Genomic DNA, 25,878 nt, shown 5'->3' with positions numbered 1-25,878 from the left:
CCGTATGAGGCACGCCCGGTCAACCCGGGCGAGTGCCCAGGCCCATGGCCTGGCGGGCGAACCAGCGCTTGGCCGGGGGCAGCAGGTCAAGGCCGAGCAGGCCCAGGTTGCGTCCGGCGGCCAGCAGCGGCTCGGCGTTGGAGAAAAGGCGGGTCACCTGGTCGGAGAAGCCCACCGTGAGATTCTGGTCCAGGCGCTGACGCTGCAGGTAACCCTGCAGGGTGGCAAAGTCGCCCGGAGTCTTGTCGCTGGCCAGCAGCGCCTCAGCCAGGGCCTGGGCGTCGCGCAGAGACAGGTTGTAACCCTGGCCGGCGATGGGGTGCAGGCTGTGGGCGGCGTTACCCAGCACCACCAGGTTGGAGCGCACCTGCTCCTCGGCCTCCACCAGTTCCAGCGGGTAGAGGTGACGCGCACCCACCTGCTGGAAGGCGCCGAGGCGGTAGCCGAACACCGCCTGCAGTTCGTCGAGGAAACGCCGCTCGTCGAGCCTGGCAAGGCGCTCGGCGTCGTCGCCAGGGCGGCTCCAGATCAGCGCGCAACGGTTTTCCGGCAAGGGCAGCAGGGCCATGGGGCCGTCGTCGGTGAAGCGTTCGAAGGCCTGGCCGCGATGGGCTTCCAGCGGGCTGACGTTGGCGATGAGCGCGGTCTGCCGGTAGGCGATGCGGCGCACGCCGATGCCCAGCTGCTCGCGCAGGCCGGAACGGCCACCATCGGCCAGCACCGCGAGGTCACAGTCGAGCTGGGTTTCGTCGTTCAGGGTCAGGCGGTAACCACCTTCGAGGGCCTGCATGCCGACCACTTCGGCCGGGCAGTGCCAGGTCACCACCTCCTCGTCCAGGGCCTGCCAGAGGCACTGGCCGAGCCAGGCGTTCTCCACCACATAGCCGAGGGCGGGAACGCCCTCCTCTATCGCGGCGAGCCGGGCGGCGCCGAAGCGCCCGCGGTCGGAGACGTGGATCTGCAGTATGGGTTCAGCGCGGTGGGCGATGTCCTGCCACAGCCCGAGGCGCTCGTAGATCTGCCGGCTACCGAAGGACAGCGCGGAAGAACGGGCGTCGTAGCTGGGCTGGAAGCTGTCGCCGGGGGCAAAGGGCTCGATCAGGACGATCTTCCAGCCCCGCGCGCGGGCGCCTTCCTGCAAGGCCAGGGCAAGGCTGGCGCCCACCAGGCCACCGCCGATGATCGCGACTTGGCTATGGTGCATGTCAGGCGGCCTGGGTGCGCGCGGCGGCCATCAGCGCCTCGATCTCGTCCACCGTCTTGGGCACGCCACCGGTGAGGATTTCGCAGCCGGTCTTCGTCACCACCACGTCGTCCTCGATGCGCACACCGATCCCGCGCCACTTCTTCGGCACGTCCTGGTTCTCGGCACCGATGTAGATGCCGGGCTCGACGGTCATCGCCATGCCCGCCTCGAGCACGCGCCATTCGCCGCCGACCTTGTAGTCGCCGACATCGTGCACGTCCATGCCCAGCCAGTGACCGGCGCGGTGCATGTAGAAGGCCTTGTAGGCTTCCGATGCGATCAGCTCGCCAACTTCGCCCTTGAGCAGGCCGAGCTCCACCAGGCCGGCGGTGATGACCCGCACTGTGGCTTCGTGGGCGGCATTCCAGTGCTTGCCGGGGGCGATTTCGGTGAAGGCGGCTTCCTGGGATTTCAGCACCAGCTCGTAGATGGCTTTCTGCTCGGGGCTGAAGCGGCCGCTGACCGGGAAGGTGCGGGTGATGTCGCTGGCGTAGCAATCCAGTTCGCAGGCGGCGTCGATCAGCACCAGGTCGCCGTCCTTCAGCGGGGCGTCGTTCTCCCGGTAATGCAGGATGCAGGCGTTCTTGCCCGCCGCGACGATGGAGCCGTAGGCCGGCATCTTCGCGCCGCCCTTGCGGAACTCGTAGTCCAGCTCGGCTTCCAGGTGGAATTCGTAGAGCCCGGCGCGGGCGGCCTGCATGGCACGCACATGGGCGCGGGCGGAAACCTCGGCGGCTTCGCGCATGACCTTCACTTCGGCCGTCGACTTGTACAAGCGCATGTCGTGCAGCAGATGGTCGAGGGCGACGAATTCGTTCGGCGGCTGGGCACCCTGGCGGGCCTTGGAACGGATCACGTTGACCCACTCCATCAGGTGCTGGTCGAACTCGGTGTTGGTGCCGATGGAGTAGTAGACGCGGCTGCGCCCTTCGATCAGGCCGGGAAGGATGTCGTCGATGTCGCCGATGGGGAAAGCATCGTCGGCGCCGTATTCGCCGATGGCACCGTCCTGGCCGGCGCGCAGGCCATCCCAGAGCTCACGTTCCGGATCGCGCTCGCGGCAGAACAGCACGTACTCGCCATGCTCGCGGCCGGGGATCAGCACCAGCACCGCTTCCGGCTCGGGGAAGCCGCTGAGGTACTGGAAGTCGCTGTCCTGGCGATAGACGTGCTCGACGTCGCGGTTGCGGATATGCACGGGCGCGGCGGGCAGGATGGCGATGCTGTTGGCTTCCATCTGCGCCATCAGCGCCTTGCGCCGGCGGGCGTACTCGGCCTTGGGGATACGGGTCATGCGCGCTCCATCAGGGCGGGCTTGGCGGCCCGCCGCTCGGGTTCAATGCAACGAGGGTTTGGGGGCCGGCGCGGCGGGTTTGGCGCACTCGGTAAACAGCAGCAGGGGCGCGATGCGCAGGTACTCCATGACTTCCATATAGTCGTTCTCGCCGTCATCGGAGTCTTCCAGGGCGCTCTGCACCTGGGCGATGGAAGCGAGATCCTGGAGCACTTCGACCGCTTCGCCGGACAGCGCGCCTTCGCGGGCGGTCAGGCCGAAGCCGCCGAGGAAGCCCTGACACCACTGGCCGAGGGCCGCGGCACGTTCGGCGAGCGGCGCCTCGTCGTCGGGGAGCAGCAGGACCACAGCCATCTCGCTGCCGGTCAGCTCGCCCTTGACCATCTCCTGCAGGCCAATCAGTGCCTGGCGCAGATTGTCCTGCGGGGCGCTGCCGAGCAGTTCGGCGGCATCCTCCAGCCAGGGCTCGGGCTCGAAGCCGGCGCCGGCGCAGCTGCGACCGAGCAGCAGGCCGTGGATTTCGGCGGGGGAAACGGCCTGACCGCTGGTGGCGAGCAGGGTGGCGAAAGCGTTGTAAGGGGAATTCGAACTGGACATAAGGGTGGCTAGGCGCCAGAGGGCGCAATCACTAGAATGACGGCCTCGTATCCTAGCAGCCTGACGCGGTGAAGGCAGCATCGGCCGCCCGCCACCAGACCCACCCACGGACGTGCGATGAATCACGCCGGCCACCAGCGGGTTTGACCCGCTCTCGCGCCGGTCCTATATAGTCCCGGTCACTCCCCATCAAGTAGACAGCCCATGGAAGATGCCGAACTGCATGCACTGACAGCCAAGCTGGAACTGCTGATCCAGCGTGTCGAGCAGCTCAAGGCCCAGAACCGGCTCCTGCTTGCCAGCGAGAAGGCCTGGCGTGAAGAGCGCGCTCATCTGATCGAAAAGAACGAAATGGCCCGGCTCAAGGTCGAAGCGATGATTTCGCGCCTGAAAGCCCTGGAGCAGGATTCATGACTCAGTCCAACACCGTCACCGTACAAATCCTCGACAAGGAATACTGCATCGCCTGCCCATCGGATGAGCGCGCCAACCTGGAGAGCGCCGCGCGCTACCTGGATGGCAAGATGCGCGAGATCCGTTCCAGCGGGAAGGTCATCGGGGCCGACCGCATCGCCGTGATGGCCGCCCTGAACATCACTCACGACTTGCTGCACAAGCAGCAGCGCCTGGACCAGGAAGCCACTTCCACCCGCGAGCGGGTACGCGACCTGCTGGAGCGCGTCGACCACGCCCTGGCCGCGGACCCGGACGCGCACCAGGCCTGAGCCTGCTGCGACAAGGTGACGCTGCGCGACCATTTTTGACGCAGCCAGACCGACGCGCAGCAGTTTCCGGAACGGTTCTTGGGGTATACTCGCCGCCAGCTCCCTGGTGTGTTGGCCAGTCGGTGATGTCCCTGAGCCGATATATGCAACCACGGGGGTTGCAAGTTGGGGCCGGTGTGCATGTCCGCCTGACGGAAAGCCTTAACGCCTCCTGCAACCTCCACCTTGAACTTTCGGGTTCAAGGGCTAACCCGACAGCGGCACGACCGGGGAGTCTATTTCTTTCATGATCTGCGCCGGATCCCACTCCCGCCAGAGCTTGCGCCGCCTGCTCCGCCAGGCCCGACGCGCACTCAGTCCCCTCCAGCAGAAGCACGCCGCCAAGGCTCTCTATCGCCAGCTCGCGCAGGACCCGCTGTTCCGCCGAGCCCGGCATGTCGCGCTCTACCTGCCCACCAATGGCGAGATCGACCCGCGTCCGCTGCTGCGCGAAGCGCAACGCCGCGGCAAGCAGGCCTATCTGCCTGTGCTCAATGCCTGGCCAAGGGAAAAGATGGTCTTCCAGCGCCTACTCCCAGGGGAAAAGCTGCGCAAGAACCGCTTCCGCATCCTCGAACCGCGCGCCAATCCGGCGCAGCAACGCAAGGTCTGGGCACTGGATCTGGTCATGCTGCCGCTGGTGGGCTTCGATGAGTACGGTGGACGGCTGGGAATGGGTGCGGGCTTCTACGACCGCAGCCTGGCCTACCTGGCGCGGCGCCGTCAATGGCGCAAGCCGACCCTGCTGGGCCTGGCGCACGAATGCCAGAAAGTGGACAGGCTGGAGCTGGCGAGCTGGGATGTCGCCTTGCAGGCGACCGTAACGGACAGTGACTGGTACGTGGGACGCTGACGGCGGCACCGCGATCCTTGCGGCGCCGGCAGGAACGGATTCAGGGCTGTTGCTGGGTCAGGTTCTCGGGTGCGCTGCTCTGGCGTTCCCAGAGGCTTTGGGTGTAACCGGTGGTAACCACACCCAGACCGAAAATGATGACCAGTACCCAGAGAATGTCTGGCTTGCGTTTCATCGATTGCCTCCCCCTTGCAGGCAAACTCCACGTGATGACCGATGGCGAGTTGTTGTTTTTGATTGGACGGTACGGCGGCACGCAGCATAAAGCGCGGCATTCTCCGGCAACGTGAGCGAACACGCAATTTGTGACGCCAACCGGCTGTCGGCCAGACCCAAGCTTCGATGCCCCCAATTAAGGACGAACGTACAGGAGCAAAGTTCATGCCTTTCTGGTTGATGAAATCCGAACCCGAGGAGCTTTCCATCCACGACCTGCAGCGCCTGGGAAAAGCCCGCTGGGACGGCGTGCGCAACTACCAGGCGCGCAACTTCATGCGCGCCATGCGCCCCGGCGAGCTGTTCTTCTTCTACCACTCCAGCTGCCCGGAGCCGGGCGTCGCCGGCATCGCGCGGATCGCCGGCGAAACCTACCCGGACCCCACCGCCCTGGACCCACAGAGCCACTACCACGACCCCAAGGCCAGCCCCGAGAAGAACCCCTGGAGCGCCCTGGACGTCGAATTCGTCGAGGCCTTCCCGGCGGTCATTCCCCTCGCCCGCCTGCGCGAACAGGCGGTGCTGTCCGGCATGCCGCTGCTGCAGAAGGGCAGCCGCCTGTCGGTGATGCCCGTGACCGAGGAAGAGTGGTCCGGGGTGCTCGCCCTGCGTTGAGTCGGGCATGGCCCTGTGCTATGAGGGAGAGGAATCTTCCGGGGCACGCCCATGCTGCACTTTCCTCCCGCCTGGCTGGTCCGATCAGCGCTCGTCCTGCTGCTCCTGGCGCTGTGCGGCACCAGCCTGCTGCTCTGGCGACAGATGGAAGACGCCCAGCAGGAGCGCATCCGCGACCGCGTCGGCTACCAGGCGCGGACCCTGGCCACCGAGCTGGAAACCAACCTGATCGATGAAGTCGAGGGCCTGCGCCGCATGGCCCTGGAGTGGAACCATCGCGGGCGAATCCCCCAGGACGAGTGGTCCCTCGAAGCCAATTTCGCCCTGGAGCACTTCCCCGGCTACCAGTCCATCCAGTGGATGGGCGCCGACCTGCGCATGCACTGGGTGCTGCCGGAAACAGGCAATGAAGCCGCCAGGGGATTTCGCCTGACCCGCAACCACCCCAACTTCAACCTCGCCATGCAGGCCAAGGCCAGCGGCGAGGCGCAGATGTCCAACAGCTTCACCCTGGTCCAGGGTGGGCGCGGCTTCATCCTCTACACGCCGCTCTACATCAGCGATGAACAGAGCAAGCGGACCTTCGATGGCTTCCTCCAGGGCGTGTTCCGCGTCGAGTCGCTGATGGACGAACTCCTCGCCAAGCTCGACGACCGCAACTTCAGTGTCCTGCTGCTGGAGTCCGGCCAACCCATCTACCGCAAGCAGCAGCCGGAGAGCCTGGGCCAGCTGAGCCAGCGCGTGCCCCTGCACCTGCTCAACAACAGCAACTTCGCCCTGCAGCTGAGCCCGACTCCCAAGCTGGTGGAGCAGCTCCGTTCGCCCCTGCCGCAGGTCGTTCTCGGCGCCAGCCTGCTCACCAGCCTGCTGCTGGTAGCGGCACTGGCCCTGGCGCTGGAGAATGCCCGCCGCGCCAGCGCCCTGCAGGCCGGCTACCGGCGCCTGAACGAGGAGGTCAGCCAGCGCGAACACGCCGAACAGGACCTTCGGGATAGCCGCCAGCGCCTGCAACTGGTACTCGACCTGACGGACTCCAGTCAGGACGGCCTGTTCATCTTCGAGCTCGCCAGCCGCGAGGTCCTGCACATGAACCAGGCCACCCACGCCAGTCTGGGCTACGACGCCGACACCTTCCGCCGGCTGCTCAAGGAAGACCCGGAGCAACTGCTGCCCGGCTTCCACACCTGGCTGGAGCTGGTGCGTCAGGCCCATCGCGATGACAACTCGAGCATCTTCCAGCGCGAGATGCGTCGCGCCGACGGCAGCCTGCAGGCAGCGGAAATCAGCGCCCAGATGGTGAACCTGAACGGCCGCGACTACCTGATCGGGGTGTCCCGCGACAACCGCGAGCGACTGGAGCTGGAAGCGCGGCTACAGCGGCTGTCCCGCCAGGACGGCCTTACCGGGCTATACAACCGGCGCTACTTCGACCGCCAGCTGGGCGGCGAATGGCGGCGCCTGCGCCGCCTCGGCGCGCCCCTGGCGCTGCTGATGCTGGATGTGGATCACTTCAAGGCGTACAACGACAGGCTCGGCCACCAGGCCGGCGACGACGCCCTGCGCCGGGTGGCCCAGGCGCTGCAACAGAGCCTGCGCCGGGAAGGCGATGTGGCCTGTCGCTACGGCGGTGAGGAGTTCGCCATCATCCTCGCCAACACCGCCGAAGAAGGTGCGCGGCACGTGGCCGAGCGGGTGATGGCGCGGATCGCCGAACTGGCCATCGAGCACCCGGCCAGCCCGGAGGAACGCCTGACGCTCAGCATCGGCATCGCCATCTCCGACCCGGCCCGCGAAGACCAGCCCGACAGCCTGGTGTCACGCAGCGACGCCGCGCTCTACCGGGCCAAGCACGAGGGGCGCAATCGCACCTGCCTGTGGGAGAAGGGTCAGGGCTGAACGATCAGGTTGTTGAACAGCAGGTCGTCCACCAGGGGCTTGCCTTCCTCGCTGTGCAGCACCTGCTGCACCTGCTTGAGCGCTTCCTGGCGGAGCTTTTCCTTGGAGTCGGAGGAGCCCAGCGACTCGTCGGTCTGCTGGGAGAACAGCATCACCAACTGGTTGCGAATCAGCGGCTCGTGGCGGGTGACCTTTTCCTCGGCTTCCGGGCCGGAAACCCGCAGCGAGATATCGGCCTTGTAGTACTTCAGGCGCGGGCCGGAGCCATAGTTGCCGACCAGGGACGGCACCAGGTCGATATAGGCGACTTTGGGCGCCTCGCCTTCCTTGGGCTCCTCTTCCTCGTTGGCCATGGCCAGCAGGGGGAGGGTCAGCGCCAGCAGCAATGCAGTCAGTCTTTTCACCAGGGTCATTCCTCGGGTCGAATGCCGCCTAGCATATCCAGAGCCGGGGCCAGCCCCAAGACCTCCGTTTATGCAGGCCTATCAGGCCCGGGCATGCTGATTGACCGCCCTGCCCTCCCACCTACACTGCAAGGCCACATGCCCGGGGCCCGCGCCCCAAGCCTAGGAGCCTCGCGATGAAAGCCGTCCTGTGCAAAGCCTTCGGTCCCGCCGATACCCTGGTGCTGGAGGAAGTCGCCAGCCCCGAGCCGAAGAAGAACGAAATCCTGATCGACGTCCACTCCGCAGCGGTCAACTTTCCCGACACCCTGATCATCGAAGGCAAGTACCAGTTCAAGCCGCCGTTCCCCTTCTCCCCGGGTGGCGAGGCGGCCGGCGTGGTTGCCGCCGTGGGCGAGAAGGTCAGCCACCTCAAGCCCGGCGACCGGGTGATGGCGCTGACCGGCTGGGGCAGCTTCGCTGAACAGGTGGCGGTGCCGGCCTACAACGTGATGCCGATTCCCAAGGGCATCGACTTCAATTCCGCCGCGGCCTTCGGCATGACCTACGGCACCTCGATGCATGCCCTGAAGCAGCGCGCCAACCTGCATCCCGGTGAAACCCTGCTGGTGCTCGGCGCCTCCGGCGGCGTCGGCCTGGCCGCGGTAGAAATCGGCAAGGCCATGGGCGCGCGGGTGATCGCCGCTGCCAGCAGCGCGGAAAAACTGGAAGTGGCCAAGGCCGCCGGCGCCGACGCGCTGATCAACTACAGCGAGGAAAACCTCAAGGACCGCGTCAAGGAGCTCACCGGCGGGCAGGGCGCCGACGTGATCTACGACCCGGTGGGTGGCGACCTGTTCGACGCCGCCGTGCGCGCCATCAACTGGAATGGCCGGCTGCTGGTGGTGGGCTTCGCCAGCGGGCGCATCCCGGAACTGCCGGTGAACCTGGCGCTGCTCAAGGGCGCCTCGGTGGTCGGTGTGTTCTGGGGTTCCTTCGCCCAGCGCCAGCCCCAGGACAACCTGGCCAACTTCCAGCAACTGTTCGCCTGGTACGCCGAAGGCAAGCTGAAGCCGCTGGTGTCGCAGACCTTCCCGCTGGAACGTGCCGCCGAAGCCATCAACGCCCTGGCCAACCGCACGGCGGTGGGCAAGGTGGTAGTCGAAGTCCGCTGACGCCTCGACCTGTAGGCTGTGCCGTGCGCACCAACAGCCCTGCGCGAGAACGCCGGTGCGCGCAGCGCACCCTACGGTGAAGCCCGCGGGATCGATGCAGCGCAGCGGCGATACCTGTCGACCGAAAAACAAAAGGCCGCCCTCGGCGGCCTTTGTCATTTCCGGATTTCACGCCCTGGGTGCGTATGCGAACACATCGGCACGCATCTGATGGGCATCCATCCCCGCCGCCACCAGGGCATCCAGGGTCGCGTAGACCATGGCCGGGGAACCGCTGGCGTAGACGCGCAGCTGCTTGAGGTCCGGGAAGTCCTCGCAAACCGCCTCGTGCAGCATGCCGCAACGCCCCTGCCAACCGCACTGGTCGCTGACCACCTTGTGCAGGGTGAGGTTCTCCAGGCGCCGCCAGTCTTCCCAGTGCGCCAGCTGATAGAAGTCATCCGGTTGGCGCACGCCCCAGTAGAGGTGCACCGGGTGCTTGAAGCCAGTAGCGCGGCAATGCTCGATCAGGCTGTGTATCTGGCCCATGCCGGTGCCCGCGGCGATCAGCACCAGCGGGCCGTCCGGCAGCTCCGCCAGGTGGGTGTCGCCGAAGGGCATGCGCACCTTGGCCATGCGCGTGCGCTGCAGCTGTTCGATGAGCGCGCAGGCGCTGCGCTCGCGACCGAGTATGTGCAGCTCGATGTCACGCCCGGCGCTGGGCGCGGAGGCCATGGAGAAGGCCGAGGCCTCGCCGTCGTCCCGCTCGATCAGCAGGTACTGCCCGGCATGGTAGCGCGGCGGCTTGCCGGCCGGGGCGCGCAGGCCCACGCGCCAGACATCGCCGCCCACCGGGGTGCACTCGGTGAGCTGGCAGCTGAGCGAACGCACCGGCAGCTCGCCCGGCGCCAGCACGCCATCCCAGTGCAGCACGCAGTCTTCCAGGGGTTCGGCCAGGCAGGTGAAGAGCTCGCCCTGAGTCAGTTCGGCGCCGTTCTGGCGCACGCGACCCTCCACCAGCAGCGCCGCGCAGATATGGCAATTGCCATTGCGGCAGCTTTGCGGGCACTCGTAGCCGAGCCGGCGCGCCGCATCCAGGATGCGCTCGTGGGGAGCCGTCTCCAATACCGCGCCTGAAGGTTGCAGGGTGACACGCATCAATCGATTCCCAGAGAGGACCAGAGCTCATCGACGCGGCGCTTGACCGCTTCGTCCTGGACGATCACCCGGCCCCACTCGCGATTGGTTTCGCCGGGCCACTTGTGGGTGGCGTCCAGGCCCATCTTCGAACCGAGCCCCGAGACGGGCGAAGCGAAGTCCAGGTAGTCGATCGGTGTGTTGTCGATCATCACCGTGTCGCGCTTGGGGTCCATGCGCGTGGTGATGGCCCAGATCACGTCGTTCCAGTCCCGCGCATTGACGTCGTCGTCAGTGACTATGACGAACTTGGTGTACATGAACTGTCGCAGGAACGACCACACACCCAGCATTACGCGCTTGGCGTGCCCCGGATACTGCTTCTTCATGGTCACTACCGCCATGCGGTAGGAGCAGCCTTCCGGCGGCAGGTAGAAGTCGGTGATCTCGGGGAACTGCTTCTGCAGTATGGGCACGAAGACTTCGTTCAGCGCCACGCCGAGGATGGCCGGTTCATCCGGCGGCCGGCCGGTGTAGGTGCTGTGGTAGATGGGCTTTTGTCGGCGGGTGATGCGTTCCACGGTGAACACCGGGAAGCTGTCCACCTCGTTGTAATAGCCGGTGTGGTCGCCGTAGGGACCCTCGTCGGCCATCTCGCCGGGATGGATCACGCCTTCGAGGACGATCTCGGCGCTGGCCGGCACTTGCAGGTCATTGCCGCGGCACTTCACCAGTTCGGTGCGGTTGTCCCGCAGCAGGCCGGCGAAGGCATATTCGGATAGGCTATCCGGCACCGGGGTGACGGCGCCGAGAATGGTCGCCGGGTCCGCGCCCAGGGCCACCGCCACCGGGAAGGGCTGGCCGGGATGCTTGCTGCACCACTCGCGATAGTCCAGCGCACCGCCGCGGTGGCTCAGCCAGCGCATGATGACCTTGTTGCGGCCGATCACCTGCTGGCGGTAGATGCCGAGGTTCTGCCGCTCCTTGTTCGGGCCGCGGGTAACGGTCAGGCCCCAGGTGATCAGCGGGGCGACGTCGCCGGGCCAGCAGGTCTGCACCGGCAGCTTCGTCAGGTCGACGTCGTCGCCCTCCTCCACCACTTCCTGGCAAGGGCCATCCTTCAGCACCTTGGGCGCCATGGCGATGACCTTCTTGAAGATCGGCAGCTTGCTCCAGGCGTCCTTCAGCCCTTTGGGCGGCTCGGGCTCCTTGAGGAAGGCCAGCAGCTTGCCGATTTCACGCAGCTCGCCGACGTCCTCTGCGCCCATGCCCAGGGCCACGCGGCCGGGGGTGCCGAAGAGGTTGCCGAGCACGGGGATATCGAAGCCGGTGGGCTTCTCGAAGAGCAGCGCCGGGCCCTGCTTGCGCAGGGTGCGGTCGCAGATTTCGGTCATTTCCAGCACGGGCGACACCGGAGTGGCGATGCGCTTGAGCTCGCCGCGCTGTTCCAGGCCGCTGATAAAGTCGCGCAGATCGCGATACTGCATGCTTGAGCCTCTCGAGGCGTGCAGGTCGGGGCGCAAAGTTTAGCGCCGAACTGGGTTATTCAGAAGGACAAAGGGCCGGCACAGAAATGCGAAGGCCGGGTTTCCCCGGCCCTTGCAGCACATCCAAGACTTACTTGCGTCGCATCGACAGGAAGAATTCGTCGTTGGTCTTGGTGTCTTTCAGTTTGTCGATCAGGAACTCGATGGCGGCGATCTCGTCCATCGGGTGCAGCAGCTTGCGCAGGATCCACATGCGCTGCAGTTCGTCGTCGGCAGTCAGCAGCTCTTCGCGGCGGGTACCGGACTTGTTGATGTTGATGGCCGGGAACACGCGCTTCTCGGCGATGCGGCGATCCAGCGGCAGCTCCATGTTGCCGGTACCCTTGAACTCTTCGTAGATGACTTCATCCATCTTCGAGCCGGTTTCGACCAGCGCGGTGGCGAGGATGGTCAGCGAGCCGCCTTCCTCGATGTTGCGCGCGGCGCCGAAGAAACGCTTGGGCTTCTCCAGGGCATGGGCGTCGACACCACCGGTGAGCACCTTGCCGGAGCTCGGGATCACGGTGTTGTAGGCACGGGCCAGGCGGGTGATGGAGTCCAGCAGGATGACCACGTCCTTCTTGTGCTCGACCAGGCGCTTGGCCTTCTCGATCACCATCTCGGCTACCTGCACGTGGCGGGTCGGCGGCTCGTCGAAGGTGGAAGCGACCACTTCGCCGCGCACGGTGCGCTGCATCTCGGTCACTTCTTCCGGACGCTCGTCGATCAGCAGGACGATCAGGTGGCACTCGGGGTTGTTGCGGGTGATGTTGGCCGCGATGTTCTGCAGCATGATGGTCTTGCCCGCTTTCGGCGGTGCCACGATCAGGCCGCGCTGGCCTTTGCCGATCGGCGCGCAGAGGTCGATCACGCGGCCGGTGATGTCTTCGGTGGAGCCGTTGCCGGCTTCCATCTTCAGGCGCTCATTGGGGAACAGGGGCGTGAGGTTCTCGAACAGGATCTTGTTCTTGGCGTTCTCGGGGCGGTCGTAGTTGATGGAGTCGACCTTGAGCAACGCGAAGTAACGCTCGCCTTCCTTCGGCGGACGAATCTTGCCGACTATGGTGTCGCCGGTACGCAGGTTGAAGCGACGGATCTGGCTCGGGGAAACGTAGATGTCGTCCGGGCCGGCCAGGTAGGACGAGTCGGCGGAGCGCAGGAAGCCGAAGCCGTCCTGGAGAATCTCCAGCACGCCGTCACCGGAGATCTCCTCGCCGCTCTTCGCGTGCTTTTTCAGCAGGGCGAAGATGATGTCCTGCTTGCGCGAGCGGGCCATGTTCTCCAGGCCCATGGCATCGGACATTTCCAGAAGTTCGCCAATCGGCTTTTGCTTGAGTTCGGTCAGATTCATAGGAATGAAGTAGATAGATATGGAGAAGGGAAAGCATCGAGCTTTGGAGGCCGCGCCGCAGAGAAGGCGACAGGATCGCTGTGCTTATTCGAATTGGGGTGCGTCGGCGACGGCGTGGAGGGCTGCATAGAAATGGCAGCGGATCGAATGTAACACCGGCGCAACGGGGTAGTCTAGTGCCGATCCATGAAAAAGCCCCGCGATTGGCGGGGCTTCTCCGGACGCTTCTGATGCGGGCGCTGCAGGCCGCGCGGAATCAGATGTTGGCGTCGAGGAAGGCCGCCAGCTGGGACTTCGACAGGGCGCCGACCTTGGTGGCTTCGACGTTGCCGTTCTTGAACAGCATCAGGGTCGGGATGCCACGCACGCCGTACTTCGGCGGGGTGTCCTGGTTCTCGTCGATGTTCAACTTGCAGACTTTCAGCTTGCCCTGGTAGTCCTTGGCGATCTCGTCGAGGACCGGGGCAATCATTTTGCACGGACCGCACCACTCGGCCCAATAGTCGACCAGCACCGCGCCGTCGGCCTTGAGCACGTCCTGCTCGAAGCTGGCATCGGTGACATTGGTGATGAATTCGCTCATGGAAGGATCTCCGTGGTTCGGAAGCAAAAAAGTGGAGCCATCATAGCCCGGCTTTCCCGGGACCGAAAGCGAAGGCTGATTGAGCTTCGCTATGGCATTACCGGGCAAAACTGATGGATGGATGCCGCCGCGTCAATCCACCAGCCGATCCGAGTAGCGCCTGGGCAGACCGCCGGCCCTGCCAGCGCGCGGTTGTCATATCCCACCTATAGTGTGCACAGCCAGTTATTCGCCAGAAAACCGCACACCCCACGCCCCTTCGTGGCCAACGCCGAATCTGGTACCAATGTACCGCTATTCGCGTTGGCTCGACGGGGCAACCGTGGCAGGATTGCGCGGTTCAGCCTCGAGACCCGAAACCATGCCGCAAAAGCCTGCCGAAATCCCGTCCCTGATCGCCGCCATCGACCTCGGCTCGAACAGCTTCCACATGGTGGTGGCCAAAGCCGACCATGGCGAGATCCGTATCCTGGAGCGGCTCGGCGACAAGGTGCAGCTGGCGGCGGGCCTGGACGAGGCACGCAACCTCAGCGAGGAATCCATGCAGCGCGGCCTGGATTGCCTGCGCCGCTTCGCCCAGATGATCGCCGGCCTGCCCGAAGGCGCGGTGCGCATAGTCGGCACCAACGCCTTGCGTGAAGCCCACAACCGGGCCGAGTTCATCCACCGCGCCGAAGAAATCCTCGGCCACCCGGTGGAGGTAATCTCCGGCCGCGAAGAAGCACGCCTGATCTACCTGGGTGTTTCCCACACCCTGCCGGACACCCCCGGCCGCCGCCTGGTGGCGGACATCGGCGGCGGCAGCACTGAGTTCATCATCGGCCAGCGCTTCGAGTCGCAGTTGCGCGAGAGCCTGCAGATGGGCTGCGTCAGTTACACCCAGCGCTATTTCCGTGACGGCAAGATCACCCCGGCGCGCTACGCCCAGGCCTATACCGCGGCGCGCCTGGAACTGATGGGCATCGAATACAGCCTGCGCCGCCTCGGGTGGCAGGAAGCGGTGGGCGCCTCCGGCACCATCCGCGCCGTCGGCCTGGCGATCCAGGCCGCGGGCCTCGGCAACGGCGAGATCAACCCGGAAGGCCTGGCCTGGCTCAAGCGCAGGCTGTTCAAGCTGGGCGACGTCGAGAAACTCGACCTGGACGGCATCAAGCCGGATCGCCGCCCCATCTTCCCGGCGGGCCTGGCGATCACCGAGGCCCTCTTCGAAGCCCTCGATCTCAAGCGCATGACCCACTCCGAAGGCGCCCTGCGCGAAGGCGTGCTCTACGACCTGCTAGGCCGCCACCACCACGAGGATGTTCGCGAGCGCACCCTGAGCGCGTTGATGGAGCGCTGCCACGTGGATCTGGAGCAGGCCGCACGGGTCGAGGCCAAGGCGCTGGCGTCCCTGGAACAGGTCGCCGAGAGCTGGGGGCTGGAAGATGACCAGCACCGCGACCTGCTGCTCTGGGCCGCGCGCGTCCATGAGATCGGCATGGACATCGCCCACTACAGCTACCACAAGCACGGCGCCTACCTGGTCGAGCACTCGGACCTGGCCGGCTTTTCCCGCCAGGACCAGCTGATGCTGGCGCTGCTGGTACGCGGCCATCGCCGCAACATCCCCAAGGACAGGTTCGCCGAGTTCGGCGAGGAAGGCGTGAAGCTGCTGCGTCTCTGCGTGCTGCTGCGCTTCGCCATCCTCTTCCACCACATCCGCGGCACCTCGGCTATGCCAGAGGTGAAGCTCAAGGCCTCTGGAAACAGCTTCGAGGTACAGTTCCCGAAAGGCTGGCTGGAGGCCAATCCGCTGACCCAGGCGGACTTCGAGCAGGAAGCCGAGTGGCTCAATCGCATCGATGTGGCGCTGAAGGTGCGCTGATCGGCGGCCGGGAGGTGGAAAGAGAAGCGCTTTCCACCCTGCGTAGGCGGAGAATCCGCCGCTGCATGAAAATCGGGGCCCGAAGGCCCCGTTTTCATTTCAGTGCTCAGCGCGCACTGGTCGGCGGGTTGGTCAACTTGTCCAGCAGAGTCGCCTGGGCGTTGCGCGAGTTCTGGTTGCCGCTCGGGCTGTTGCGCAGGTAGCGCCCGTCCGGCTGCAGCACCCAGCTCTGGGTGTTGTCGCTGATGTAGGCCTCCATTTCCTTCTTCACCCGCGTCAGCAGCTTCTTGCCCTCCACCGGGAAGCAGGTCTCGACACGCATGTCCAGGTTGCGCTCCATCCAGTCCGCGCTGGAGAGGTACATCTTCTCGTCGCCGCCATTGAGGAAGTAGTAGATACGGCTGTGTTCGAGGAAGCGCCCGATGATCGAACGCACCTGGATGTTGTGCGACACGCCGGGGATGCCCGGGCGCAGGCAGCACATGCCGCGCACCACCAGGTCGATGCGCACGCCGCTCTGGCTGGCCTTGTAGAGCGCGCGGACGACCTTGGGATCGGTCAGCGCGTTGACCTTGACCATGATGTGCGCCGGCTTGCCTTCGCTGGCGTGCAGGGCCTCGCGGGCGATCATGTCGAGCAGCGTCTTCTTCAGGGTGAAGGGCGCGTGCAGCAGCTTTCTCATGCGCAGGGTCTTGCCCATGCCGATCAGCTGGTTGAACAGCTTGTGCAGGTCCTCGCAGAGCGCGTCATCGGCGGTCAGCAGGCTGTAGTCGGTGTACAGCCGCGCGTTGCCGGCGTGGTAGTTGCCGGTGCCGAGGTGGGCGTAGCGGCGCAGCTCGCCGTTCTCGCGACGCAGGATCAGCATCATCTTGGCGTGGGTCTTGAAACCCACCACCCCGTAGATCACCACGGCGCCCGCTTCCTGCAGACGGCTCGCCAGCTGCAGGTTGGACTCCTCGTCGAAGCGCGCGCGCAGCTCGATCACCACGGTGACCTCCTTGCCGTTGCGCGCCGCTTCCACCAGGGAGTCGACGATCTCGGAGTTGGCGCCGGCGCGGTACAGCGTCTGCTTGATGGCCAGGACGCTGGGGTCCTTGGCGGCCTGGCGCAGGAAGTCCACCACCGGGGTGAAGGATTCGAAGGGATGCAGCAGCAGGATGTCCTGCTTGCCCACCACGTTGAAGAGGTTCTCGACCTTCTGCAGCAGCTTGGGGATCAGCGGAGTGAAGGACGGGTGCTGTAGCTCCGGGTGACTTTCCAGGCCGGTGATGCTGAACAGGCGGGTCAGGTTCACCGGGCCGTTGACCTGGTACAGCTCGCTCTCGTTCAGGCCGAATTGCTTGAGCAGGTAGTCCGATAGCTGTTTCGGGCAGGTGTCGGCCACTTCCAGGCGCACTGCATCGCCATAGCGACGCGAGAACAGCTCGCCGCGCAGGGCGCGGGCCAGGTCGTCGACGTCCTCGGTGTCCACCGAGAGGTCGGCGTTACGGGTCAGGCGGAACTGGTAGCAGCCCTTCACCTTCATGCCGGGGAAGAGGTCGTCGGCATGGGCGTGGATCATCGAGGACAGGAAGACGAAGTTATCCCCCGGTCCGCCGATGTCCTCGGGCACGCGGATCACCCGCGGCAGCAGGCGCGGCGCCGGGATGATCGCCAGGCCGGAATCGCGGCCGAAGGCATCCACGCCTTCCAGCTCGACGATGAAGTTGAGGCTCTTGTTCACCAGCAGCGGGAAGGGGTGCGTCGGGTCCAGGCCGATGGGGGTGATGATCGGCGCGATCTCGTCGCGGAAATAGCGGCGCACCCAGCTCTTGAGCTTGGTGGTCCAGTAACGGCGGCGGATGAAGTTGACCTGGTGCTTGGCCAGCTCCGGCAACAGGATGTCGTTGAGGATGCTGTACTGGCGGGTCACCTGCTCGTGCACCAGCTCGCTGATGCGTGCCATCGCCTGGTGCGGCAGCAGGCCGTCGGCGCCGGCCTTTTCGCGGGCGAAGGTGATCTGCTTCTTCAGGCCGGCGACGCGGATCTCGAAGAACTCGTCCAGGTTGCTGGAGAAGATCAGCAGGAACTTCAGACGTTCGAGCAAGGGATAGGACTCATCCAGCGCCTGTTCCAGCACGCGGATGTTGAACTGCAGCTGGGACAGTTCACGGTGGATGTACAGGCTGCTGTCATCCAGGCTCGGCACCACCAGCGGTGCCGGGGCGGGCGCGGCGACCGGCACAGAGGCCGGAGCCGGCCCCCCATCGACGATGGGAGCCTCGGGGGCCGCGGGGGTCTCCGAAACCTCGGGGACCTCCTTCAGGGGTTCGAGCAATGCGCTGGGGTTGAGTCCTTCGGTGTTCATCTGCAGTTCCTGGGGGGAGATCAGGCTCCCGTCTTGAGCATTTCTGCGGCGCGTACGGCGAAATAGGTGAGGATGCCATCGGCGCCGGCACGTTTGAAGGCCACCAGGGATTCGAGGATGACCGCCTCACTCAGCCAGCCGTTCTGGATGGCTGCCATGTGCATGGCGTACTCGCCACTGACCTGATAGACAAAGGTCGGCACGCGGAATTCATCTTTCACCCGACGAACGATGTCGAGGTAGGGCATGCCCGGCTTGACCATCACCATGTCGGCGCCTTCGGCGAGGTCGGCGGCGACTTCGTGCAGGGCTTCGTCGGTGTTGGCCGGGTCCATCTGGTAGCTGGCCTTGTTGCCCTTGCCGAGGTTGGCAGCCGAGCCGACGGCGTCACGGAAGGGGCCATAGTAGGCGCTGGCGTACTTGGCCGAGTAGGCCATGATGCGCACATTGGTGAAGTCGGCCAGTTCCAGCGCTTCGCGGATGGCCTGGATGCGCCCGTCCATCATGTCCGAGGGAGCCACCACCTGGGCGCCGGCCTCGGCATGGGACAGCGCCTGCTTGACCAGTGCGTCGACGGTCACGTCGTTCTGCACGTAGCCGTTCTCGTCGAGGATGCCGTCCTGGCCATGGGTGGTGAAGGGGTCCAGGGCCACGTCGCTGATCACCCCGAGGTCCGGGAAGCGGGCACGCAGGGCGCGGATGGCGCGCTGGGCAATGCCTTCCGGGTTCCAGGCCTCGGCGCCGTCGAGGGATTTTTTCTCCAGGGGCGTCACCGGGAACAGCGCCAGCGCCGGAATACCCAGGGCCACCCAGGCTTCGGCTTGCTCGAGCAGCAGGTCGATGGACAGGCGCTCGACGCCGGGCATCGAGGGCACGGCTTCGCGGCGGTTCTCGCCGTCCAGCACGAACACCGGAAGGATCAGGTCGTCGACGGTCAGGACGTTCTCGCGCACCAGGCGGCGGGAGAAATCGTCACGGCGGTTGCGGCGCAGGCGGGTGGCGGGGAACAGGCGATTGGCGGGGGTAAAGCTCACAGCAGACTCCAGGGCCCGGAATGGACGCAGTGTGACAAATATAAGGGCCGATTATGACCGAACGGTAACAATCCGCGACAGCGACCCAGAGTCGCGTCGACCGGCGTACCGCTCATCCTTCGGCGCCTTGGGCATTGTCCGTGGTCAACTCCAGCGTGATCGGCGGCGCCCGGAGCTTTTCCCGGGGCGTCATCCCGGTTAGGCTGCGCGTTCATTTCGCTGCGCACCGCAACCATGCTGCAACAATTTCTCCAGGATTTCGGCTACTTCGCCCTCTTCCTCGGCACCTTCTTCGAGGGCGAGACGATCCTGGTCCTGGCCGGCTTCCTCGCCTTCCGCGGCTACATGGACATCAACTATGTGGTGGCCACCGCCTTCTTCGGCAGCTATGCCGGCGACCAGCTCTGGTACTACCTGGGCCGCCACAAGGGGCGGCAGATCCTCGCCCGCAAGCCGCGCTGGCAGGCCATGGGCGACCGCGCGCTGGCCCACATCCGCCGCCATCCGGATATCTGGGTGCTGAGCTTCCGCTTCGTCTACGGCCTGCGCACGGTGATGCCGGTGGCCATCGGCCTGTCCGGCTACCCGCCACTACGCTACCTGATCCTCAACGGCATAGGCGCCCTGATCTGGGCCCTGACCCTCGGCTTCGCCGCCTTCCACTTCGGCGCCGTGCTCGAAGGCATGCTGGGCAACCTCAAGCGCTATGAGCTGATGGTCCTCGGCGGCCTGCTGGCCATCGGCGGCCTCCTCTGGCTGCGGCGCCGCCTGCGCAGCAACGGAAGACGCTGATCAGAGCGCCAGTGCCTCCTCGCGGCGCGGCAGGCCGATGAGCGCGGCCAGGCTGACCAGGCTGTAGAGCGCCAGCAGCCACCAACCCAAGCTCCCCATCGGCAACAACCCCAGCGCCGTGGCCGCCCAGAGCGCCGGCCAGTTCGCCAGCAGCCGCGCCAGCTCCAGGGCGCGCGCCCAGGGACGGTTCTCCAGCCAGACACCCAGCCCATAGAGCCCGAAGGCCATCCAGGCCCAGGCCAGCCAGAGCCCGGCCAGCCAAGCGTCGTCACCGGTGCCCAGCAGCCAGGTACCGGCGACCACGTAGAGCGCGAACTGCAATCCTGCGTACCACTTCTGCCCCATGCCCAGGGGCACCTCGAACTTGACGAAGCGGGCGAGGTCCGGCTTGGCCAGGGGGTAGCGCTCGGTCACGTCCGCCGGACGCCAGCCGGTGCGCATGAACCAGATGCGCAGTTTGTCCCACCAGGAATCCGCCCGCGCCGCGTCGCGCCACAGCTGCACATAGAACTGCAGGTTGGCCCAGAGCGGGTTCCAGCTGGCCAGCGGCGTGGTCACGCCGAAGATCACCGGCTCGTCGTCGAGCTCCTCCTGGAAAGTGCCGAACAGGCGGTCCCAGATGATGAACACGCCGCCGTAGTTGCGATCCATGTAGACCGGATTCTGCGCGTGGTGGACGCGGTGGTTGGAGGGAGTGATGAAGACCCATTCGAACCAGCCCAGCTTGGGCACATGGCGGGTATGCACCCAGAACTGGTAGAGCAGGTTCAGCGCCCCCACGGTGAGGAACACCAGCGGCGGCACCCCGGCGACGGCCATCGGCAGGTAGAAGATCCAGCCGATGAGAAAACCGGTACTGGTCTGCCGCAGAGCGGTGGAGAGGTTGTACTCCTCGCTCTGGTGATGCACCGAATGGGCGGCCCAGAGCAGATTGCGCTCGTGGCCCAGACGGTGGTTCCAGTAGTAGCAGAAGTCATAGAAGACAAAGGCCAGCAGCCAGACCCAGAGGCTCTCCGACGACAGCTCGAAGAGCGCCAGGTGCTGCCAGGCGAAGCCGTAGGTGAGGAGCCCCACCACCTTGGTCAGCAAGCCGCTGGTGGTGGACAGCACCCCGGCACTCAGGCTGTTCAGGCTATCGGCGGTGCGGTAGCTGCTCATCCCGCGCCAGCGATCGGCCAGCAACTCGATGCCGATCAGGAGAAAGAAGAAAGGCACTGCGTAGAGCACGTAATTCATGGGGCGGCCTTGTCGTTATGCTTGTCCGGTTTCCCGCAGGTTTCGATGAAGGATGGCGCGGCGCTCGCGGCCTGATTCCCCGGCCTGCTAGGATTGCCCGGTAGATGCTACTCCTGGAGCCAGCCCGGCTCCTCGGCATGGCGTGCCAACCCAAGCGGCATATGACGACAGCATGCGAAGACTCCTGAAACCCGCCCTGATCGCCCTGCTCCTCGTGGCCTGTACCGCCCTGCTCGGTCTCTATCCCTATCGCGCCGCCCTGTTGCCGCAGAGCGCCGACCTGAACGCGGCGGAGCAGCGCCTGGCGCGGCACCTCAGCTTCTTCGCCCCGGACGGCTCCGGTCCTTTCCCCACAGTGCTGGTGTTCCACGGCTGCAATGGCCAGAACCCCGGCCTGGTGCGCAACGTCAAGAACTGGCTGCTGCCGGCCGGCTACGCGGTGCTCTTCGTCGACAGCCATGCCGCCCGTGGCATCAGCGACTGGCGCCCGGTGTGCGACGGCAAGCGCCTATGGGGAAACGAGCGCGCCATCGACGTCTACGCGGCCCTGGCCCTGGCGCGGAAGAACCCCGCCATCGACAGCCGCCGGCTGGCCCTGCTGGGCTATTCCCACGGCGGCTGGACCATACTCGACGCCCTTTCCTATGACGGCAGCGCCGGCCACGGCTTCCCCGCCACCGGCAAGGGTGTGCTCGCCGGCGTGCGCGGCGTGATCGCCTTCTACCCCTATTGCGGCTTCCCCGCTCACCTGCGCGACGGCCTGGTCCACGATGCCCCGGTGCTGATGTTCCTCGGCGGCAAGGACCACATCACCGACCACCAGCAGTGCCTCTCCGCCCTCGACAGCCTCGCCGGCGAGCGCCTGGAACTGGTGCAGTACGGCAACGCCGACCACGTCTTCGACCAGCGCAGCGACCTGAATACCTACCAACCCGGCCTGGCCCAGGATGCCCAGCGACGCGCCCTGGCGTTCCTTCGCGAAAACCTCGGACCGGCCCAATAACCAGGAGATGTCCATGACCAAGAAAGTTGCCGTGATCCTGTCCGGCTGTGGCGTTTACGACGGCGCGGAGATCCACGAGAGCGTGATCGCCCTGCTGCGCCTGGACCAGCGCGGCGCCAAGGTCCAGTGCTTCGCCCCGAACATCGCGCAGCACCATGTGATCGACCACACCACCGGCGAAGAGATGCCGGAAAGCCGCAACGTGCTGGTGGAGTCGGCGCGCATCGCCCGCGGTGAGATCAAGGACGTGCGCGAACTGGACGCCGCCGACTTCGATGCCCTGATTGTCCCGGGCGGCTTCGGCGCGGCGAAGAACCTCTCCGACTTCGCCATCAGCGGCGCCGCCTGCACCGTGCAACCCGAAGTACTGGCCGCCGCCCGCGGCTTCGCCGAAGCCGGCAAGCCGGTGGGCCTGATCTGCATCGCCCCGGCCCTGGCGGCGAAGATCTACGGTGAAGGCGTGATCTGCACCATCGGCGACGACGCCGGCACCGCCGCGGCCCTGGCCGAGATGGGCGCCCAGCACGTCGACTGCGTGGTCAGCGAGATAGTCGAAGACGAGAAGCGCAAGCTGGTGACCACTCCGGCCTACATGCTTGCGCAATCCATCAGCGAAGCGGCCTCCGGCATCTACAAGCTGGTGGACCGGGTGCTTGAACTGACCCACTGATGGGTTCGGGCGGGTAGCGCCGGCTGCCCGCCCCGTGCCGATCCGGCCAATCCACCCGCCTCTCCCGCCGCCCCTCTGGCGTCCCGGCCGTTTCTGCTTCAGCGTCGCAGCCTAAACGCCTCCAGGAGCCGCCATGAGCCAGACCGACTTCGTCCTTACCCCCGAACTGCAGCAGGCCGTCGCCGGCTTCTTCGAACGCATCCCCTTCAACCGCGTGCTCGGCATCCAGCTCGGCGAGATGAACACCGGGAAGGTGGTGATGCACCTGCCGATGAAGGACGAGCTGATCGGCAACTTCGTCCAGGGCATCCTCCACGGCGGGGTGATCTCCAGCCTGCTCGACGTGGTCGGCGGCGCCATGGCGCTGATCGGCGCCTTCGAGCGGCATCAGCACTTATCCACGTCGGAACGCATGGCGCGGCTGTCCAAGCTCGGCACCATCGACCTGCGTATTGACTACCTGCGTCCCGGCCGTGGCAAGCACTTCACCGCCACCGCCGTGCTGCTGCGCTCGGGTAACAAGGTCGCGGTCGTGCGCTCGGAGCTGCACGCCGACGACGGTACCCTGGTGGCGGTGGGGACCGGTACCTACCTCTGCGGCTGAGCAAAGTGCTGAATCCGTGGCAGCGAACTCACTCGCGAAGGCCGCCATGCCGAATCGGTAGGGTGCGCTACGCGCACCAGGCGGAGCCGAGGATTACACCGGACCCAGTTCCTACCTCCGCTGTTGGTGCGCATGGCGCACCCTACGAGCCAGGGCCGGTGGATGACGCAAGGCGCCTAAGTCAGGCTCGGCTCAGACGGGTCAGCAACCTGTCCAGCGCATTGGCAAAGTCCTGCCGCTCCTTCTCGCCATAGGCGGCCTGTCCCCCGCCCATCTGCCCCTGGTCACGCAGGTCGGTGAGCAGGTTGCGCACGGCCAGGCGCTCGCCCATGTTGCGCTCGTCGAACTCGCGGCCGCGCGGATCCAGGGCCGCCACGCCCTTCTTGACCAGGCGATCGGCCAGCGGCACATCGCTGCAGATCACCAGCTCGCCGGGCGTGGCGTTTTCCACCAGATAGTCATCGGCCGCATCCGGGCCACTGGGTACCACGATCAGACGCACGCAAGCGAAGGCTGGCTTCACCTGGCTCTGCCCGGCCACCAGCACCACCTCGAACTTGCGCTTCAAGGCGAACTTGATCACCTGGTCCTTGGCCGCCCGGGGGCAGGCATCGGCATCGATCCAGACGCGCATCGCAACACCTTACGCAAAGAAGAAGGGCGGGAAGTATCGCACTCCCCGCCCCCGGTTCAAGCCTGGGCCAGGCTGCGTTCGCGCAGCCAGCTGCGGCCGTAGAGCAGGGCGATGGCGAGCAGCGCCAGGCCCTGGGCGGACAGGCTGTAAGCGTCTGGGTGGATGCCGAGCCAGTCGAACTCGAAGAAGGGCACCGGGCGGGTGCCCAGTACGCCAGCTTCCTGCAGGGCCGCCACGCCGTGGCCGGCGAACACCACCGACAGGGCACAGAGAAGAATGGCGTTGGCGGTGAAGAAGGTGCCGAGAGGCAGCTTCGCCGAGCCGCGCAGGATGACCCAGGCCAGGCCCACCAGCAGCACCATGGCGGTCACCGCGCCGGCGATGACCATGCTGTGTCCGGCAGGGCCGGCCTGTAGCCAGAGGGTCTCGTAGAACAGGATGACTTCGAACAGCTCGCGGTACACGGAGAAGAACGCCAGGGTGGCGAAACCAAAGCGACCGCTACTGCCGAGCAGGTGTGCCTTGATGTAATCCTGCCAGGCTGCGGCGTGGCGGCGGTCGTGCATCCATACACCGAGCCAGAGCACCATGACGCAGGCGAACAGCGCGGTGAATCCTTCCATCAGCTCGCGCTGGGCACCGCCGACGTCGATCAGGAAGGCCGCCACCGCCCAGGTGGCGAAGCCGGCGACTATCGCCAGGCCCCAGCCGACGTGGACGCTGCGTACCGCGTGCTCCTGGCCGGTCTTGCGCAGGAAGGCGAGGATCGCCGCCAGCACCAAGATGGCCTCCAGGCCTTCACGCAACAGGATCAGCAGGCTGGAGACGAAGCTCAGCGAGCCGCTCAGGCCATCGGCGCCGAGCAGCTCGGCGGACTTGTCCAGCTCCACCTTCGCCTGTTCCAGCAATTGCGCCGCCTTGGCCGCCGGCTGGCGGTCCTGCAGGGCCTGCCGATAGGCCATCAATGCGCGCTCGGTGGTCTTGCGCTGCACGGCATCGAGGTTGTCGAGCGAACTTTCCACCAACTCGAAACCTTCCAGGTAGGCCGCCACCGAGAGGTCGTAGGCCTGGTCCGCATCGCCATCGCGGTAGGCCTTGAAGCTCTGCTCCAGGGTGGCGCGAGTGTGGCCGATCAGCTCCTTGGGCCCGCGCTGCTGCAACGGCGGCTGGGCACGCTGGGCGCGGAACAGCGCCTGGGCCGCGGCTCCCTGGCTGGCGCCGATCTCCTCAGGCGTGCGCCCGGCCAGCTCTCCCAACGGCAAGGCCTCGCCCTTCACCGAAGGGTCGGCGCTGAAGCCGGCGATATAGCTGGCCAGGTCCCAGCGCTGACGGTCGTCGAGCTGGTCGGTGAAGGCCGGCATGTCGGTGCCTTCGACGCCCAGTCCCAGGGTGTTGTAGAGGTCGTAGAGGCTGAGCCGGTCCATCCGCGCCTGGTCGCGCAGGTTGGCTGGCGGCGGCTCCAGGCCCATGCCTGCCGGACCATCGCCGGCGCCGGCGTCGCCGTGGCAAACGCTGCAATGTTGGGCATAGAGCGGCGCGCCACGGGCCGGGTCGGGGGTGATGGCCGGTGCCTGGCTGACTTCATAGGCCGCCGCCAGCCGGGCGGCCAGCTGGCGTGCCTGGCGCGCCACGTCGGCGCCGCCCTGGTGCGACTCGATGGCCTGGCGCAAGGTGGCGACGCCCTGCTCCAGGTCCTTCTGGCCGTCACGGGCCGGCAGGGCGATGATCAGGCCCTGCAGCACGCCGAGGAATTCGATCTGTTCGCGGTATTCGTTGGTGTCGATGACCTTGCCATCGATCACGGTGGCCGGGTAGTCGGCCCCTATGTAGCTGAGCAGGTGCAGGGCCTGGGCGGCCCCTTCGGCCTGGTCGGCCATCAGGCTGAAGCTGCAGAGCGCCATCAACGGCATCAGCAGCCAGCCGAGCAATCTCGGAATAGGGAACATGAGTCAATCTCAAATGAGAATGGGGAGCGGAATTGTTACCCTCCTAACGATCCAGCTCAACCCCAAACATGCGAATTCCTTGCGAAGCCTGGCCGTAGAATTCGGCTGCAGGCCACACGCCATCGGGCGTTGA

At 66.0% G+C, this 25,878-nt stretch carries 25 protein-coding genes and 1 other RNA gene; 12 read left to right on the top strand and 14 right to left on the bottom strand.

Going from position 1 to position 25,878, the window contains the following annotated elements:
* Positions 1-19: 19 nt before the first annotated feature.
* The 3 genes from ubiH to E8F12_RS16805 are packed head-to-tail and all read right to left on the bottom strand — an operon-like array spanning position 20 to position 3,137.
* Positions 20-1,204 carry a 2-octaprenyl-6-methoxyphenyl hydroxylase gene (gene ubiH / locus E8F12_RS16815; RefSeq protein ID WP_280326354.1) on the bottom strand — a complete coding sequence of 395 codons (1,185 nt, stop codon included), beginning with the start codon at positions 1,202-1,204 and terminating at the stop codon, positions 20-22.
* Between the two features lies 1 nt (position 1,205).
* Positions 1,206-2,540, bottom strand: a complete 1,335-nt coding sequence (gene pepP / locus E8F12_RS16810) for a Xaa-Pro aminopeptidase (RefSeq protein WP_280326353.1) — start codon at positions 2,538-2,540, stop codon at positions 1,206-1,208.
* A gap of 42 nt (positions 2,541-2,582) precedes the next feature.
* Complete coding sequence (locus E8F12_RS16805; protein WP_280326352.1) at positions 2,583-3,137, bottom strand: YecA family protein; 555 nt, start codon at positions 3,135-3,137, stop codon at positions 2,583-2,585.
* Between the two features lie 204 nt (positions 3,138-3,341).
* Between E8F12_RS16805 and E8F12_RS16800 the strand changes: the two genes are divergently transcribed.
* The 4 genes from E8F12_RS16800 to E8F12_RS16785 all read left to right on the top strand — a co-directional run bounded on the left by E8F12_RS16800 (position 3,342) and on the right by E8F12_RS16785 (position 4,754).
* Complete coding sequence (locus E8F12_RS16800) at positions 3,342-3,551, top strand: TIGR02449 family protein (protein ID WP_028626819.1); 210 nt, start codon at positions 3,342-3,344, stop codon at positions 3,549-3,551.
* Positions 3,548-3,862, top strand: coding sequence for a cell division protein ZapA (locus E8F12_RS16795; protein ID WP_280326351.1), 315 nt, complete (start codon positions 3,548-3,550; stop codon positions 3,860-3,862). Before E8F12_RS16800 ends, E8F12_RS16795 begins: the two co-directional genes overlap by 4 nt.
* Positions 3,863-3,959: 97 nt before the next feature.
* Positions 3,960-4,139: non-coding RNA, 6S RNA (gene ssrS / locus E8F12_RS16790), on the top strand.
* 9 nt (positions 4,140-4,148) lie between these two features.
* Positions 4,149-4,754, top strand: a complete 606-nt coding sequence (locus E8F12_RS16785) for a 5-formyltetrahydrofolate cyclo-ligase (protein ID WP_280326350.1) — start codon at positions 4,149-4,151, stop codon at positions 4,752-4,754.
* Positions 4,755-4,794: 40 nt separating this feature from the next.
* On the opposite strand, the gene E8F12_RS16780 is transcribed toward E8F12_RS16785, so the two are convergent.
* Positions 4,795-4,929, bottom strand: a complete 135-nt coding sequence (locus E8F12_RS16780; RefSeq protein ID WP_280326349.1) for a hypothetical protein — start codon at positions 4,927-4,929, stop codon at positions 4,795-4,797.
* Between the two features lie 206 nt (positions 4,930-5,135).
* Here E8F12_RS16780 and E8F12_RS16775 point away from each other — a divergent pair, with 206 nt between their 5' ends.
* Positions 5,136-5,585, top strand: coding sequence for an EVE domain-containing protein (locus E8F12_RS16775; protein WP_280326348.1), 450 nt, complete (start codon positions 5,136-5,138; stop codon positions 5,583-5,585).
* 51 nt (positions 5,586-5,636) lie between these two features.
* A complete protein-coding gene (locus E8F12_RS16770) occupies positions 5,637-7,481 on the top strand; it encodes a diguanylate cyclase (RefSeq protein ID WP_280326347.1) in 1,845 nt (614 codons plus the stop codon).
* Here the strand turns inward: E8F12_RS16770 and E8F12_RS16765 are convergent.
* Positions 7,472-7,885, bottom strand: a complete 414-nt coding sequence (locus tag E8F12_RS16765; RefSeq protein WP_280289105.1) for a flagellar basal body-associated protein FliL — start codon at positions 7,883-7,885, stop codon at positions 7,472-7,474. The genes E8F12_RS16770 and E8F12_RS16765 overlap by 10 nt on opposite strands.
* A 176-nt stretch (positions 7,886-8,061) precedes the next feature.
* Here E8F12_RS16765 and E8F12_RS16760 point away from each other — a divergent pair, with 176 nt between their 5' ends.
* A complete protein-coding gene (locus E8F12_RS16760) occupies positions 8,062-9,039 on the top strand; it encodes an NADPH:quinone oxidoreductase family protein (protein WP_280326346.1) in 978 nt (325 codons plus the stop codon).
* 168 nt (positions 9,040-9,207) lie between these two features.
* Here E8F12_RS16760 and E8F12_RS16755 read toward each other — a convergent pair whose 3' ends face one another.
* From E8F12_RS16755 to trxA, 4 genes are all read right to left on the bottom strand, one after another.
* Positions 9,208-10,176, bottom strand: a complete 969-nt coding sequence (locus E8F12_RS16755; protein ID WP_280326345.1) for a CDP-6-deoxy-delta-3,4-glucoseen reductase — start codon at positions 10,174-10,176, stop codon at positions 9,208-9,210.
* A complete protein-coding gene (gene ubiD / locus E8F12_RS16750) occupies positions 10,176-11,642 on the bottom strand; it encodes a 4-hydroxy-3-polyprenylbenzoate decarboxylase (protein ID WP_280326344.1) in 1,467 nt (488 codons plus the stop codon). The genes E8F12_RS16755 and ubiD overlap by 1 nt, the downstream gene beginning before the upstream one ends.
* 130 nt (positions 11,643-11,772) lie before the next feature.
* On the bottom strand, positions 11,773-13,032 hold the full coding sequence (rho, locus tag E8F12_RS16745; protein WP_280326343.1) for a transcription termination factor Rho: 1,260 nt from the start codon (positions 13,030-13,032) through the stop codon (positions 11,773-11,775).
* Between the two features lie 256 nt (positions 13,033-13,288).
* Positions 13,289-13,615, bottom strand: coding sequence for a thioredoxin TrxA (trxA, locus tag E8F12_RS16740; RefSeq protein WP_003457525.1), 327 nt, complete (start codon positions 13,613-13,615; stop codon positions 13,289-13,291).
* Between the two features lie 361 nt (positions 13,616-13,976).
* On the opposite strand from trxA, the gene ppx reads away from it, so the two are divergent.
* Positions 13,977-15,479 carry an exopolyphosphatase gene (gene ppx / locus E8F12_RS16735; RefSeq protein ID WP_280326342.1) on the top strand — a complete coding sequence of 501 codons (1,503 nt, stop codon included), beginning with the start codon at positions 13,977-13,979 and terminating at the stop codon, positions 15,477-15,479.
* Between the two features lie 106 nt (positions 15,480-15,585).
* Here ppx and ppk1 read toward each other — a convergent pair whose 3' ends face one another.
* Both ppk1 and hemB read right to left on the bottom strand, forming a co-directional pair.
* Positions 15,586-17,826, bottom strand: coding sequence for a polyphosphate kinase 1 (gene ppk1, locus E8F12_RS16730; RefSeq protein ID WP_280326341.1), 2,241 nt, complete (start codon positions 17,824-17,826; stop codon positions 15,586-15,588).
* A gap of 20 nt (positions 17,827-17,846) precedes the next feature.
* On the bottom strand, positions 17,847-18,860 hold the full coding sequence (hemB, locus tag E8F12_RS16725) for a porphobilinogen synthase (RefSeq protein WP_280326340.1): 1,014 nt from the start codon (positions 18,858-18,860) through the stop codon (positions 17,847-17,849).
* Positions 18,861-19,094: 234 nt separating this feature from the next.
* Here hemB and E8F12_RS16720 point away from each other — a divergent pair, with 234 nt between their 5' ends.
* On the top strand, positions 19,095-19,652 hold the full coding sequence (locus E8F12_RS16720; RefSeq protein WP_280326339.1) for a DedA family protein: 558 nt from the start codon (positions 19,095-19,097) through the stop codon (positions 19,650-19,652).
* Here the strand turns inward: E8F12_RS16720 and E8F12_RS16715 are convergent, their stop codons facing one another.
* Positions 19,653-20,888, bottom strand: coding sequence for a sterol desaturase family protein (locus E8F12_RS16715; protein ID WP_280326338.1), 1,236 nt, complete (start codon positions 20,886-20,888; stop codon positions 19,653-19,655).
* A gap of 172 nt (positions 20,889-21,060) precedes the next feature.
* On the opposite strand from E8F12_RS16715, the gene E8F12_RS16710 reads away from it, so the two are divergent.
* From E8F12_RS16710 to E8F12_RS16700, 3 genes are all read left to right on the top strand, one after another.
* On the top strand, positions 21,061-21,891 hold the full coding sequence (locus tag E8F12_RS16710; protein WP_280326337.1) for a dienelactone hydrolase family protein: 831 nt from the start codon (positions 21,061-21,063) through the stop codon (positions 21,889-21,891).
* Positions 21,892-21,904: 13 nt separating this feature from the next.
* Positions 21,905-22,561, top strand: a complete 657-nt coding sequence (gene elbB / locus E8F12_RS16705) for an isoprenoid biosynthesis glyoxalase ElbB (RefSeq protein WP_280326336.1) — start codon at positions 21,905-21,907, stop codon at positions 22,559-22,561.
* Between the two features lie 133 nt (positions 22,562-22,694).
* The gene (locus E8F12_RS16700) at positions 22,695-23,165 is read left to right on the top strand and encodes a thioesterase family protein (protein ID WP_280326335.1); all 471 of its coding nucleotides are present in this window, start codon (positions 22,695-22,697) and stop codon (positions 23,163-23,165) included.
* Between the two features lie 181 nt (positions 23,166-23,346).
* Here E8F12_RS16700 and E8F12_RS16695 read toward each other — a convergent pair whose 3' ends face one another.
* Together E8F12_RS16695 and E8F12_RS16690 are read right to left on the bottom strand one after the other, a co-directional pair.
* Positions 23,347-23,799 carry a YaiI/YqxD family protein gene (locus tag E8F12_RS16695; protein WP_280326334.1) on the bottom strand — a complete coding sequence of 151 codons (453 nt, stop codon included), beginning with the start codon at positions 23,797-23,799 and terminating at the stop codon, positions 23,347-23,349.
* A 56-nt stretch (positions 23,800-23,855) separates the two neighbouring features.
* A complete protein-coding gene (locus E8F12_RS16690) occupies positions 23,856-25,745 on the bottom strand; it encodes an FTR1 family protein (RefSeq protein WP_280326333.1) in 1,890 nt (629 codons plus the stop codon).
* Between the last annotated feature and the right edge of the window lie 133 nt (positions 25,746-25,878).

It is taken from the genome of Pseudomonas sp. BN102 (assembly GCF_029871245.1).
GTDB lineage: Bacteria > Pseudomonadota > Gammaproteobacteria > Pseudomonadales > Pseudomonadaceae > Metapseudomonas.
The sequence above is the reverse complement of the archived record's forward strand: the minus strand, read 5'-3'. Positions and strand labels throughout refer to the sequence as shown.